The organism is Planctomycetota bacterium, from assembly GCA_035384565.1.
In the GTDB taxonomy this organism is placed as follows: domain Bacteria; phylum Planctomycetota; class PUPC01; order DSUN01; family DSUN01; genus DAOOIT01.
Window position 1 is genome coordinate 26,402 of record DAOOIT010000055.1, and the last position, 12,706, is coordinate 39,107.

General features: G+C 67.8%; 9 protein-coding genes. All 9 read right to left on the reverse strand.

Annotated elements, in window-relative coordinates; all coding sequences use genetic code 11:
* Positions 1 to 8 precede the first annotated feature (8 nt).
* The 9 genes from purN to PLE19_18040 all read right to left on the reverse strand — a co-directional run bounded on the left by purN (position 9) and on the right by PLE19_18040 (position 12,334).
* The gene (purN, locus tag PLE19_18000; protein ID HPD16843.1) at positions 9 to 641 is read right to left on the reverse strand and encodes a phosphoribosylglycinamide formyltransferase; all 633 of its coding nucleotides are present in this window, start codon (positions 639 to 641) and stop codon (positions 9 to 11) included.
* 14 nt (positions 642 to 655) lie between these two features.
* A complete protein-coding gene (gene ileS, locus PLE19_18005) occupies positions 656 to 3,478 on the reverse strand; it encodes an isoleucine--tRNA ligase (protein ID HPD16844.1) in 2,823 nt (940 codons plus the stop codon).
* A 62-nt stretch (positions 3,479 to 3,540) separates the two neighbouring features.
* Positions 3,541 to 4,362: a purine-nucleoside phosphorylase gene (locus PLE19_18010; protein HPD16845.1), complete on the reverse strand. Its 822-nt coding sequence runs from the start codon at positions 4,360 to 4,362 to the stop codon at positions 3,541 to 3,543.
* Between the two features lie 19 nt (positions 4,363 to 4,381).
* Entirely contained in the window at positions 4,382 to 4,690 is a 309-nt protein-coding gene (locus tag PLE19_18015; protein ID HPD16846.1) for a DUF167 family protein, read from the reverse strand.
* 12 nt (positions 4,691 to 4,702) lie between these two features.
* Positions 4,703 to 6,010 (reverse strand): FHA domain-containing serine/threonine-protein kinase, encoded by a 1,308-nt coding sequence (locus PLE19_18020; GenBank protein HPD16847.1) that lies wholly within the window; start codon positions 6,008 to 6,010, stop codon positions 4,703 to 4,705.
* Between the two features lie 459 nt (positions 6,011 to 6,469).
* Entirely contained in the window at positions 6,470 to 7,621 is a 1,152-nt protein-coding gene (locus PLE19_18025) for a CsgG/HfaB family protein (GenBank protein HPD16848.1), read from the reverse strand.
* Positions 7,622 to 7,697: 76 nt separating this feature from the next.
* Positions 7,698 to 8,666: a PD-(D/E)XK nuclease family protein gene (locus PLE19_18030; GenBank protein ID HPD16849.1), complete on the reverse strand. Its 969-nt coding sequence runs from the start codon at positions 8,664 to 8,666 to the stop codon at positions 7,698 to 7,700.
* An 80-nt stretch (positions 8,667 to 8,746) separates the two neighbouring features.
* A complete protein-coding gene (locus tag PLE19_18035) occupies positions 8,747 to 9,892 on the reverse strand; it encodes a hypothetical protein (GenBank protein ID HPD16850.1) in 1,146 nt (381 codons plus the stop codon).
* A gap of 72 nt (positions 9,893 to 9,964) precedes the next feature.
* On the reverse strand, positions 9,965 to 12,334 hold the full coding sequence (locus PLE19_18040; GenBank protein HPD16851.1) for a hypothetical protein: 2,370 nt from the start codon (positions 12,332 to 12,334) through the stop codon (positions 9,965 to 9,967).
* Between the last annotated feature and the right edge of the window lie 372 nt (positions 12,335 to 12,706).

The window sequence follows — 12,706 nt, forward strand, 5'->3', positions numbered from 1 at the left end:
CCTCCAGTTCACGCGGGCGGGGCCGCGAGCACGCGCACCCGCCGGCCTTCGAGGCGCAGCCGGCCCTCGCCAAAGAGCTTGACAGCCTCGGGATACGCCTCGCATTCCTTGGCGAACACACGGTCGGCCAGGGTGTCGGCGGTGTCGTCTTCCAGCACCGGCACCGCCTTCTGCAGGATGATCGGGCCGTGGTCGTAGACGTTGTCTACGAAGTGGACGGTGCATCCGCTGATCTTGGCGCCATAGCGCAGCACGGCCTCGTGCACGTAGTGGCCGTAGTAGCCCTTGCCGCAGAAGGCCGGGATGAGGGCGGGGTGGATGTTCATGGCGCGCCCCTCGAGCTTCGGCGGCATCGTGATCAGGCACATGAAGCCCGCCAGCAGCAGGAGATCGTACTCGGCGCGGCCCAGCTCGGCAAAGATGGCCGAGCTGAAGCTGGCCGTCCCCCTGTGGGCGCGGGACTCGACGACGAACGTGGGCACGCCGCGCTGGCGGGCGCGCTCGAGGCCGTACGCGTCGCCCCGGCTGGCGCCCACCACGACCACCTCGGCGTCGAGGCGCCCCGCGTCAATCTGCTCGAAGAAGTTGGCCAGTGTGCGGCCGCTGCCCGACAGGAGCACGGCCAATCTCAGGTGTCTCATCCGGGCTCGATCTCCTATCGGCTCAGGGCGCGCACGACGCTCGCGCATCGGGCGCACAGCTCAGGGTGTCCGGCATCCTGGCCCACGCTGGGCAGCAGCCGCCAGCAGCGGGCGCACTTGGGCCGGTCCGACGGCTGGGCGAGTATCCCCAGGCCCGGCTCATCCGTACCCGCCACGGCGTGGGGCGACCTGCCCTCCGCAACAGCGGCCTCAGACACGATGAGCACCTCGGCCAGCAGGGCCTCGTGGCGGCGCAGGAACTCGAGGAGGTCGCCCTCGGCGTACAGCGCCACCGTGGCATCGAGGCCCCCGCCGATCTTCTTCTCTGCCCGGAGCCTCTCGAGCTGTCGCGACACGTCGCCCCTCACCGCCAGAAGCCGGCTCCAGCTCGCTTCGAGTTCGTCGCTGATCCAGTCCTCCCTCGCCTGAGGGAAGCGCGACAAGTGCACGCTCGGCAGGGCCTCGCGGCCGGGCATGACATCCCACACCTCCTCGCACGTATGGACGAGGATGGGCGCGAGAAGCCGCACGAGGGAGTTGAGGATTTCGTAGAGAACGGTCTGCGCGGACCGCCGTGCCACGGACTCGGCCCCCTCGCAGTACACGCGGTCCTTGATGACATCCAGGTAGAAGGAACTGACGTCCACCGTGCAGAAGCCGTACAGGCGCTGGTAGGCGCGGTGGAACTGGTACTGCTCGAACGCCTGGAGCACGTCCCGAATGAGCCGGTGGGTGCGCGAGAGCGCCCAGCGGTCCACCTCGGGCATCTGCTCGGGCGTTACACCGTGGCGGGCGGGCTCGAACCCGTCCAGGTTTGCCAGCAGGTAGCGGAACGTGTTGCGGAAGCGGCGGTACGGCTCGTCCATGCGGCGCACGATGTCGCGCGAGGCGGGGATCTCATCCGTGTAGTCCACGCTCGCGGTCCACAGGCGCTGGAGTTCGGAGCCGAACTCGTTCAGGGCGTCCTCCACCGAGATGAAGTTGCCGAGGCTCTTCGACATCTTCTCGCCCTTCTCGTCCACCACGAAGCCGTGGGTGACGACCTGGCGGAACGGGGGCCCCCCGTCGGCCGCCACGGCGGGGAGCATCGAGAGCTGGAACCAGCCGCGGTGCTGGTCGGTGCCCTCCAGGTAGAGGTCGGCCGGCCAGCGCAGGCCCTGGCGCTCGGCCTTCTCGCCGCGGAGAACCGCGCGATGGCTCGAGCCGCTCTCGAACCACACGTCGAAGATGTCGGTCTCTTTGCGGAACGCCGTGCCGCCGCACTTCGGGCACACGGTGCCGGGCGGCACGAGTTCCGCCGCCTCGCGCAGGAACCAGGCGTCGGAGCCCTCCCGACCGAACACGGCCGCGACGTGGCGGATGATGGCGGCGTCGAGCAGGAGCTGGCCGTCTCTCTGGCAGTAGAAGGCGGGGATCGGGATGCCCCAGGCGCGCTGGCGGCTGATGCACCAGTCGGGGCGGTCGGCGAGCATCGCGGTGATCCGCCCTTCACCCCAGGCGGGGATCCACTTCACGGTGGGGATCGCGGCCAGAAGCCGCTCGCGGAGGCCGTTGTGGTCCACCGAGATGAACCACTGCTCGGTCGCGCGGAAGATGACCGGTTCCTTCGAGCGCCAGCCGTGGGGATACGAGTGGGTGACGGTTTCGGAATGGAGCAGGTGGCCCTGCTGGCGCAGGTGCTCGACGATCTTCGGGTCGGCGTCGAAGACGTGCAGCCCGGCAAACGGCCCTGCCTCTTCCGTGAGGCGGCCCTCCTCGTCCACGGGGCTGAAGATGTCCAGGCCGTAGCGCACGCCGGTCTCATAGTCTTCGCGCCCGTGGCCGGGTGCCGTGTGAACACAGCCCGTGCCGTCCTCCAGGCTCACGTAGTCGGCAAGTACGATCGGGCAGGTTCTGTCGCGCAGGATGTGGCGGTAGCGTCGCCCCTCGAGTTGCGCCCCGCGGCACCGTGCCACGGCTTCCCAGTCTTGGACCCCAGCTTTCGCCATCACCGTCTCGGTGAGGTCCTCCGCCAAGATGACCACCTCTCTGCGGCAGGTCCTCGGGTCGCTATACCGCACGGCGCTGTACTCGGCGGCGCCCGCCAGCGCGACCGCCAGGTTCGCGGGAAGGGTCCAGGGCGTCGTCGTCCAGATGAGCACCGATACCGGCTCGTCGCCGATCCCGGGGAACAAGTCGCGCACTCCGTCGGCCATGGGGAACTTGACGAAGATGGCCGGGCTGGCCACGTCCTTGTACTCGAGCTCGGCCTCCGCGAGGGCCGAGCGAGTCGCGTAGTCCCAGTGGATCGGCTTCAGGCTCTTGTAGGCATAGCCGCCGGCCACGAGGTCGGCGAAGAACTCGATCACGGCGCGCTCGTACCCGGGGTCCAGGGTGAGATACGGCTCCTCGAAGTCGCCGAGCACGCCGAGCTGCTGGAACTGGCGCACGTGGGCTTTGACGTGCTTCTCGGCGAACCGGCGGCAGCGGCGCCGCACGTCCATCTTCGGGGCATCCAGCGCCCCGTCGCCCAGCTCGCGCAGCACCTGGTGCTCGATCGGCAGGCCGTGGCAGTCCCATCCTGGCACGTAGGGGGCGTCGAAGCCGCTCATCGTGCGCGAGCGCACGACCATGTCCTTGAGGATCTTGTTGAGGCCCGTGCCCACGTGCAGGTCGCCGCTGGCATAGGGCGGCCCGTCGTGGAGGATGAACTTCGGGCAGCCCTGCCGCGCCGCGCGAATCATCTGGTACAGGCGCATCTCGCGCCAGCGCTTTTGGAACTCGGGCTCCCGCTGTCGCAGGTTGGCCTTCATGGGGAATGAGGTCTTGGGCAGATTCACCGTATCGCGATAGTTCATCAACCGGTTCCTTGCTTCATGCCCCTCGCCGCGGATGCGCGGCCCGAGGGTGCCCCGCGGGCTCAACACTCGGCGATGACTCGCTCGACGAGTCGCGTGAGCCTGGGCGCGGCCGCCTGGGCGGTGGCGATGATCCGGCCGATGTCGGCCGGCTCCAGTGCATCCGGCAGGCACCGATCGGTGACGCACGTCAGGCCCAGTATCTCAAAGCCCACCTGTACCCCCACGATGACCTCTGGAACGGTGGACATGCCGACGCAGTCGGCGCCGATGGCCCGCAGGAAGCGGTACTCGGCTCGGGTCTCCAGGTTCGGGCCGCTCACCGCCACGTAGACCCCCTGGTGCACCTTGATGCCCTCGGCCAGCGCCACCCGCTCGGCCAGGTCGAGCAGCCGGCGGCTGTAGGGCTGGCACATGTCGGGGAAGCGAGGCCCCAGCCGCTCATCGCCGGCGCCGATCAGGGGGTTGACGCCCATCAGGTTGATGTGGTCCTCGAGCAGCATGATATCGCCCAACCCATAGCGCGGATTCATCCCCCCTGCGGCATTCGAGACGATGAGGACGCCTGCACCCAGCGCCCGCAGCACGCGGGTCGGGAAGGTGACCTCCTCCGCGCTATATCCCTCGTAGATGTGGTGGCGCCCGCCGGTGGCCACCACGCGCTTGCCGCCCAGGCGCCCGAAGACCAGCGTGGCCTTGTGCGTGGTGGCCGTGGTCGCCGCGAAGCCAGGGATTTCCTCGAACGGCACCTCGTGCTCTTTCTCGATCCGTTCCAGGATGCCGTCGAGGCCGGTGCCCGGGATAATGGCCACCTGCGGGGTCTCGGGAGCGACTCGCCTCACCACAGCCGCGGCCTCTTGCACGCGCTCGTACAGGCTCATGATTCCTCCGGTCCGCTGGGCATCACCGCGCTCGGGAGGCCAGCAGCGTATCTATGCGGCGGCGGGCTTCGTCGGTCCCCAGACCGGCCACCCGCACCACTTTGTCGCGCGAGGCGTGCCCGGCGACCACGGCGACCGCCGAGCGCCGCACGCCCAGCGCCTCCGCCACCACGGCCGCCAGCGCTTCATTGGCCTTACCCGAGGTCGGCGCCGCCGTGACAGCGATCTTCAATCGGTCCCCCAGCCTTCCCACGATCGCGTTCCGCGACGCCTTCGGCTGGGCCCGCACACCCAGATGCACGCCGCCCTCGCAGGCACTTACCAGGGGCATGGCGCCCTCGCCTCAGAGCCGAGTGATCAGGAGCAGGAGAAGAGCCAGCGCCACGAGGCCCCCGATCACGCACAGGATCATCAGTCGGTTCTTGCGCTGGCGTTCGAACCGGTTTGTCTTCGGCTTGTCGGTGAGTGCCGTGATCTTGCCCACCTTCTGGAGCGCGATCGGCCGCCTCACCGCCGCGGCGCCCGATGCGATGTTCTCAAGGGCTTCGATCAGTTCCCGCGCGGACGCGTAGCGCGCGGCGGGGTCTTTCTCCAGCATCTTCATCACCACGGCGCACAGGCTCCGCGGCACCCAGGGCGCCACCTGGTCGAGCGGCTCGGGGTCTTCTTCGACATGTTTGGCCATGATCTCAGACTGCGACTCGCCGGAGAACAGCGTGCGTCCCGAGAGCATGTGGTAGGCGGTCGCGCCCAGGCCGTAGATGTCGGCCCGGGAGTCGATCCGTTCTCCAGCCGCCTGTTCGGGCGCGATGTAGTGGGCCGTGCCAAACACGCCCTCGGACTGGGCGGCGCCCCGGCCCCCCTTGCCCTCGCAGGCGATGCCGAGGTCCACGATCTTCGCCACGCCGTGCTCGTCGAGCATCAGGTTCTCGGGCTTGATGTCGCGGTGCACCACGCCCTGCTCCTCGGCGTAGGCCAGGCCACGCGCAATGTCCAGCAGCATCGGGAGGGCTCGGTCGGGGGCCACGCGGCCGTCGCGCTCGATCCAGTCGTCAATGCTCCCGCCCGGCATGAACTCCATGCAGAAATAGTGGATCGGCCCCTCCTCACCCACGTCCAGCGCGCGCACGACGTTCGGATGCGCGAGCCGGGCCGCCGAGCGCACCTCGGCCGCAAACCGCTGGGTGAACTCCTTGTCCCACGCCAGGCTTGGCGACAGCACCTTGAATGCCACGATTCGGTCCAGCGACTTCTGGTAGGCGCGGTAGACGGTGCCCATGCCGCCGCGCCCCACGCGTTCGAGGATCTTGTAGCCGGCGATCTCGCGTCCCACGAGGCCGCCCGTCGTACGGCGTTCCTCTTCCGAGAGCAGCGAGAGCAGCGTATCGCCGATCTCGAGCTGGTCGCCGAGCTTCATCTCCTGCGGCTTGGTGAGCGGCTGGCTGTTGAGGAACGTGCCGTTGCTGCTGCCCAGATCGCGGACGTAGACGTGGCCGTCCTTGACGGTGACGCTCGCGTGCTCGCGCGAGGCCAGCGTGTCGGGCAGGGAGAGGGCGCAAGAGGAACTGCGCCCGAGGGTGTAAGTCTTGCCTTCGGCCAGCGGCAACTCGCTGCCTCGCAGCGGGCCGCGCTCGACGTACAGCTTCGCCACGATTCGTGCCTCGAAGGGGAAGCCGCCGGCAGGACTGCCCCGCCGGCCTTATCCCGCGGATTATAGGGGCGCAGCAGGCGCCTGTCAAGCTCGCCGAGGCGCCAGCTTGGCTCTGATCCTGGTAATTCTGCTCGCAGCCCCGCTGGGGCGTACTCTAGAAGCCCCGGGCAACGCCGACGAGATGGCGTCCATCACGCCTACGGTGCTGAAGGGGCATGCCGCGCGCACCCCCCTATTGGCTATGGAGACCACATGACGCCGCCTTCCAAGCGGCGTCGGGGTACTGCCGGTTGTGAGATGAGATGAGCTAAGCTGAACGGTGGCCAGCGCAGAACGCTCAAGCCCGCGTACAGGGTTCGCCACCGTCTGACGCGCGCCGACGCGGGGTTGATGGAACGGGCGACGGGCCTCACGCGGAAGCCCGCCGCCCGTCTGTGTTCTTCGCTCGCGTCAGCGCGCTTACGGCTGCGGCGCATTCGGCGTCGTGAAGGCCTTCAGCACCCAACCGGTCTTGCCATCGGGCAAAGCGACGAAGTACCAGGTGCCCTCCTCGGCCTGCACCTTGAGGACCACGCCCTTCGCCGCGCTTGCCACCTGGGCCGAATTCGCATCAGGCTTCTCGTACAGGTTCACGGTCGCGAAGGCCACGTACACGGTGGGGGTCAGCGCCCCTGGCTGGGGCTGCGTGACAGGCTGCGGAGGCGGCGGGACAGGGGGAGGCGTCGGCGGCCCCGGCTGTACCACCGTCGGCTGCACGACGGTCGGGGTCACCACGGTGGGCGTCACCACAGTGGGACTGACGCCGCCGGGCGTCATCGCGCCCGGCTGCGTGGGTTGGCCCGCGTCGCTGAAGTGGTAGTAGTTCGCTGGCGTCCGCGAGATGACGAAGGCCACGGCCTGCGCCAGGCAGGTGCGGACGGCCTTCTCCATCGGCGTGTTGCGGAAGACACCCAGGCCGCCGCCGAGCATGCTGTGGTGGCCGAAGCCGACTCCCCCGATGCCGATGCCGACATCGGAGGCCTTGCCGGTGACGGTTGTCGCGGCGACGATGCGCGAGGTCCGCGTGTCAATCACCCGAAGGTCCAGCGCCACATAGGCCTGCTTGAGGCCGAGGCCCACGCCGCCGATGCCGCCGTGGTGGTGGCCGAAGCTGCCGCCGCCGATGCCGAGGCCGCCACCCTGGTAGTTCGGCTCGAACTCGGTGATGGCGCCGGTCACCAGCAGTTCGGCGCCTTCCACCTGCCCTGTAGCGGCGCCGGTGCCCGGCTGCACGCGCCCGGCGCGGGCGAGGTCCTGTTCGGCCAGCACACCCGCAAGTTTCTGCCGCTCCAGCACGATGAAGCGATTGGTGTTCAACAGCTCGGTTGCCAGCATGTCGGACATGCCATCGCCCAGGCGCCCATAGCCCTGGCCCGCCTTCTGCTCGAAGTCCAGCACGGCGATGCGCGCCTTGGGACCGTTGTAGGCTTCGGCCTGAATCTGGTCAATCGTGCCTGTGTTCGTGCCCCCGGTCACTGTGGCAGACGGCTCCATCATGCGCTGGAAGCTGTCACAGCCCATCTGCGCCACGGCGATGAGCACGATCAGGCATCCCGCACCAAATCCCCTCATGGCCTTCTCCTCTCGAAATACACGGTTTCTTCTGCACATCCAGCTACAAGTATTCTGCCACAGGCGGGTGGCGTTGTCAATGGTCCCCGCCATCGCCAGGCGGCCCGGACTCGTCGCGCCGGAGCCGCGGCACCAGTTCCGGACGGCACGGTCGGAGGAAGTTGCATCGCAGGCACGACCGCACGTTTTCGGTCTTCTCGAAGGCCGCTTCGGCCAGGGGCTCGTTGCGCGGCACGTCGGCCAGCAGCGACCGCATGTCGGCCACGCTGGCGCGGATGTAGTGCCTTGCGTCGTCAATGTCGGCGGCCCGCAAGCGATATTCCTGCGTGCGGTTCACGAGCAGGTAGAACTCCGCAGGCAGGACGTTCTCGATGGCGGTTCCCCACTTCGCCTGCGCGTAGAGGGTGTAGCAGACGAGTTGGAGCGTGTTCTGCTCGGCCAGGCTGCGCCCTGTCTTCCAGTCGTAGATACGCACCGCCGCCCCCTGGCGGAACGAGCAGTCAATCTTCGCCCACACGCGGACGTCGTCGAGTGCGAACTTGTCGAGTTCCTCGATCTGGAGCCAGTCCTCGCGTGGCACGGCGCGCAATTGGGCGAAGAGCTCGCTCGTGTAGAAGTTGTGCAGGCACTCGCGCACGTCGTCGGCCGTCTGCACCCACTGTTCACGCGCCACGGGCACACCATACTCGTGCTCGAAGAGGGCGCAGGACTTCGGTTTCTTCCTGTAGGTGCCCTGCTGCGACGAGCGATAGTCGTCGCGCATCTGCGAGAGCGTGACCTCAATGATCCGGTCGGGGCTGAGCACAGCGATGCCCCGGCTCAGGTTCTTCAGCGAGTGCTCGATGCACTCGTGCACGCGTTCGCCCGCCCAGATGGGGCGCGTCTTGAGCTGCTTGAGCATGTAGAGCTGCCGCGTGCGCTCGGGGGCCGTCGCCTCCCATCCGCGCCAGGAACCGTAGTACTGGTAATAGTACTGGCGCGGGCAGGTCCTGAACGCCTCGTCCCGGCTCTTCGACCAGGCGAATTCGTTTCTCAGTTCAGCCAAAGGCCAACCCCTCTGTCGTGCCGATCACTCGCCTCGCCGTCTCGGTTTGCCGGCGGCCCGGGGGAATGCCGGCAGCGGGGTCACGCGCTCACGACGTTCCACATCAGGGCGCGCAGCCAGGCCAATTCCTCGCTCGACAACCCCTCGCCGAAGCACACGGCCACGCGGTCCGAGCGGGCGAGCACCACATCGCCCTGGAGCGTCAGCGCGCCCGGCGCCATCCTCGCGGGCACGATGGCCAACTCCTCCACTTCGTCGCTGGACACGCACACTTCACGCCGCCGCAGCAGGCCCTGCGTCGTCACCCGCAGCTCACGCGGCGACACCTCGACCGTTCGCCGCACGCGCGCCCCCTTCGCCACCACGGCCAGAGCCACCAGAACGGGCACGACGACGAAGAAGAAGCCAATGAAGATCAGCCCCACCGTCTTCGCCTCGGCCGGCACTCTCTCGTCGCTCGCGATCGGCGCGATAAACCCCAGAGTGAAGAAGAGCGCGACGAGGCCCACCACAACAAGCGCCACGACATGCCCCTTGCGAAGGCCCAAGGCGGGAATCTCGACGCACAGCGTGTCGGCCACCACACGGGTGCGGCAGCGCTGGCCGGCCGGAGGCGGAGGCACCTCGGGCCGGTCCCCTGTGCGGCGGGCGCGGGCGCGCACCGACTCGTCCAACTCCTCGACCCGGCAGGCGACCTCCCGTCCCGTCGAGGCATCCACCAGGGTGCGGCCGAGGAACTTGGCGGCCTCCTCGGCCACGGCTCGGGCCGCCACGGGGTCCCGAGGCTCCTCCAAGGTCACCTGGGGCATCCCGCCGCCTTCCAGGCGCACGGGGTAGACCGTATACGTGGAGTTCTTCGAGCGCCGGACCTCCCTGCGCAGGCTCACGCACTGGAACGCCGATAGCCGGTGCTCCTTGCGGCGGAACGGCACGAGGAGGCCCCACCAGGTCGTCAGGGCGTCAGTCCGACGGTCCAGTTCTTTGCCGCTGCGCCCGAACACCAGCCCGGCGCCCAAGGCCGCGAAGAGTCCGCCAAAGAGAATCGCCGCCACAGGAGGCATTGGCTCCTGGGTCTTTGAGTCCCGCGGCTGGTACTTCTCCCCAAGCCACGGCAATGCCATGACAAAGACGCCCACCACCAGAAACGGCAGCCCGAAGAGCGACAGACAGCCGCCGCCGCTGCGGTACACCATCCGGTCGGGGTCGCTCGATTCCACCCGCGGCACCAGTTCAGCTCCTCAGTGCACGACGGCACACGGGGAACTCCCGCGGGTTCCAGACTCGCGGGAGATCGCATCTCAGCGCAAGTCAATCACCGCCACATCCTCGCCTTCAAGGGTGAGCGTGGCCTTGCCGTCCTTCCATTCGGTGGCCTTGCCGCGCACAAGCTCGCGGCTGGCGGCGGGGGCCTTGCCCTCGAAGGCGATCGTGACCGTGCGCGGCTCCGCGCTGTCGTTGAAGACGGTGAGATACCTCTCGCCGAAGCGCTCGACGTAGACCTTGGGGTCGCTGGAGCGGGCGCAGGTGATCGGCTCCCAGCCGGCTTCGGCCACGAGCTTGCACAGCGGCACGTACTTCTTGAAGAGCGGCCTGTCGCGCTCGTATAGCTCGGGCCGCTGGAAGTACTGGCCGGTCGAGGCGTCGGCACTGAAGAAACCCGGGAACATGCCGTAGGCCAGGCACCGCTTCATGTACTTCTCCACGAGCGCGTGGCTGAACTGCTCGAACGGGGTGTTCATCAGGAAGCAATAGGGCTTCCCCTTGCACAGCGCGCGGCGGTAGAGGAGGTCGGCGTCGGACATCGGCCGCCACTTGCCGCCGGGGTTCCAGTTGGTCTCGGTCCCGCCGACCTCCAGCATGGGGATGAGCCAGGGCAACCGGTCGGGCGCGCCGTTGGCCATCATCAGTTTGCCCATCTTGTGGACGTCGGCGGCGATGGCGCGGACGTATTCGAAGGCGACGAGGCCGCGGAAGATGGCCGGCTTGCGGGTGTCGAGGGAGAAGGTGAGCGGCGTGTCGGCGGCGGCGAAGTGCTCGCGGCGGAAGTCCAGTTCGTCGGTCACGTAGCCCTCGCTCGAATCCACGTATTCGCCGTCGAGGTCGCCGTTCCGCTTCGGGCCGTAGAACTGCTCGATGAGCTTGGGGTTCCACTTGTTCTTGAAGTCGGTCACATCGCCTCTAATGCCTGGCATAGAGTTCATGCTCCACACGGCGCCGTTGCACCAGGGGGTGTCGAGGAGGCGTGCGGGGATCTCGCCTGCCTCGTTGTGATAGCCGCTGGTGAGGAGGGCCTGTGCGCTGCGGTCGCCCTTTTCGGCCAGGCGTTTGGCCTCGGCGAGCGCGGCCTCCATCGTCCGCGGCATCTCCTTGGGCATCTTCATCCACCAGGTCATCGGCTCCGTGTAGCGGAAGGTCGTGATCCCGTGCTCGTCGTCCCACTTCGTCTCGTCGTTGCCCTCCTTGAACTTGAACCCGAAGTCCTGCCAGTCCTTCACCTGGCTGATCTTGGCGAAGGGCATCCAGAGGCCCTGCTGGGACGTCCGGCAGCGGAACTGGTCAGGGAAGAGCTCGTAGTATCGCGCGAGCGCGGCGCGTAAGCCCCACTTGGGGTCGAAGTCGAAGAGGCAGAAGCGGACATGGGCGGTGGGCTTCTCGGGCGTGAGGCCGATGTCGTAGGCGAGGAAGAACTCGCCTGTCCCTGCATTGGCCCCGAGGCGGAAGAAGGCAGGGAAGGCCATGTCAATGACGAGGGTCGGGCTAAGGTGATCACCAGCCACAGCGGCGAGAGGATACCGCGAAAGGCGGCCATTGGCCCCGACATGGAAGCGGTTGGCATTCATGTACTCCCGCCGCCCCTCCGCGGGCAGGCTCGTCCGTGGGTCGTGGAGCCATAGCCAACCTGTCTTGCCGATCAATAGCGCATAGTAGAGCGTGACAGCCCTGTCCTTGCCTGTCGTGTCGGAGAGGGTCACATCGAGGAAGGCACTCCCACCTGGTTCTGGATCGAGGTGGGACTCGAGCCTCAAGCCGAGCGCCTCGCGCTCGATACAGACAAAGTCAGAATCCGCCGCCACATCGCGCACCTGGAAGCCTTCGTTTCGAACCGCCTTGACGACGACGGGCACGCCGTCGAAGAGGCAGGCGCCATCGGGGGTCTTGACCTCGTGGAGTTCGGGGGTGCGGAACCAGGCCTTGCCCGCGTGGCGGCGGAGGAGGAGGTGCATGGTGAGGGTCTTGACCGGCTTCTCGGGCAGGACGAGCACCTCGCGTCGCTCCCAGTCGTGGGTGCCGACGGCGAAGTTGGCCGTCTGGCCCCACAGCGGCGAGCCGTCGGCGTAGACGAGGTCGAGGTAGACCGAGTAGTCCTGGTCGGGGCTTCCGCCGACGCCTTCGGCCTTGCTCCAGGCGGCGGCGACGATGGGCTGAGGGGACTTCTGGTTCAGCTCGACGGTCTGCGATGCGCCGCGCTGGACGGCCTTGTCGGCCCCGTTGTCGCACACGAAGGCGTCGCCGTCGCGCTCGAAGCCCTTCTGCCAGGCCACCCAGCGGTCGGGCTTGAGGAGGTTCCCGCCCTTGTCTTTGGGGACGAGGACGCTCTTGAGGACTTGGCCATCCTGCGCCGATGCGGCGGCGACGAGGACCAGCGAGAGCACGAGCAGCTTGCACATGGCGGGCCTCCTCAGGCAGTTGCCAGCATTCTACCGGAAGGCGCGAGGCTAGGCAATGCCCGCGAACCGCCGCCCGAGCTGTTTCGTGAGTTCTATGGGTCTGATCGGTCCCATCTGCCCTGTCCGTCCCATCGGCCCAATTGGTCGTACTTAATGGAGGCTCTTCGGGGTTCTGCGATCTTGCCTCGACTGGCCGGTGCAGGGGGTTGGCACGCCTTCTTCTTGCGGACCTGGGGGTTCTTGGGGAGAGCTCCCCCGAGTGCCTGGCGGCCGCAGCCCGTCCATGCTGTATCAACCCTGTGAGGAGGAAAGTGATACAGCATGGGCAGAAGGGCGAGGATTGGCGGTTCTCGCGGTTCCAGCCATTCCCGC

What these genes read in the sequence shown, in the direction of transcription:
- purN (HPD16843.1), bottom strand. Translation starts at nt 641, where the DNA reads ATGAGACACCTGAGATTGGCCGTGCTCCTGTCGGGCAGCGGCCGCACA.
- ileS (HPD16844.1), bottom strand. Translation starts at nt 3,478, where the DNA reads ATGAACTATCGCGATACGGTGAATCTGCCCAAGACCTCATTCCCCATG.
- PLE19_18015 (HPD16846.1), bottom strand. Translation starts at nt 4,690, where the DNA reads ATGCCCCTGGTAAGTGCCTGCGAGGGCGGCGTGCATCTGGGTGTGCGG.
- PLE19_18025 (HPD16848.1), bottom strand. Translation starts at nt 7,621, where the DNA reads ATGAGGGGATTTGGTGCGGGATGCCTGATCGTGCTCATCGCCGTGGCG.
- PLE19_18040 (HPD16851.1), bottom strand. Translation starts at nt 12,334, where the DNA reads ATGTGCAAGCTGCTCGTGCTCTCGCTGGTCCTCGTCGCCGCCGCATCG.